The 528-nt window shown below is 26.5% G+C and carries 1 protein-coding gene; it reads left to right on the forward strand.

The features are described 5' to 3' along the window. The coding region (locus ABDH49_09365) for a hypothetical protein (GenBank protein ID MEN3047146.1) at positions 1 to 528 on the forward strand (528 nt) is incomplete at both ends.

Here is a 528-nt window from a genome sequence, read left to right on the forward strand (position 1 = left end):
TTTTCTTTCCATTCACCAACATTTGTTGGTTTACCTTCGCTACTTTTAATATTTTTTATTCTTTTTAACAAAAACAACAACACCCTATACAGAGGTATAATAATAGGTATAACTCTTGGATTTTTATCATTTGGTAACTTAGCTTTTTTTCCTATAATAACTCTTCCCCTATTTGTTCTTTTCTTAATGAAAAAGGAATACAGAAAAATTCTTTTTTATTCCTTTTTAACAGCACTTATTCTCTTAATTTTTAATGACTATATATTTAATTCAATAAAATTATCTTCAGCTTTTCCAAGAATTAAATTCCGTCTCTTCGGACATACCCTTGTCCATTCTCCTTCTCTTGTGTTCTTTGAATACTTTTTTGTCACTCTTATGCTTTTCGTTGGTATTTATTTTTATATAAAAGAGAAAAAATTTTATGAAATTGATATATTTTTATTAATTCTTTCATCCCTTAGTGTTTTCATCGTCCATTTATTCACTTATGGAGATACTCCTTTTTTAATGAGATATGTTCAACTG

The organism is Candidatus Hydrothermales bacterium (assembly GCA_039630235.1).
GTDB lineage: Bacteria > Hydrothermota > Hydrothermia > Hydrothermales > JAJRUZ01 > JBCNVI01.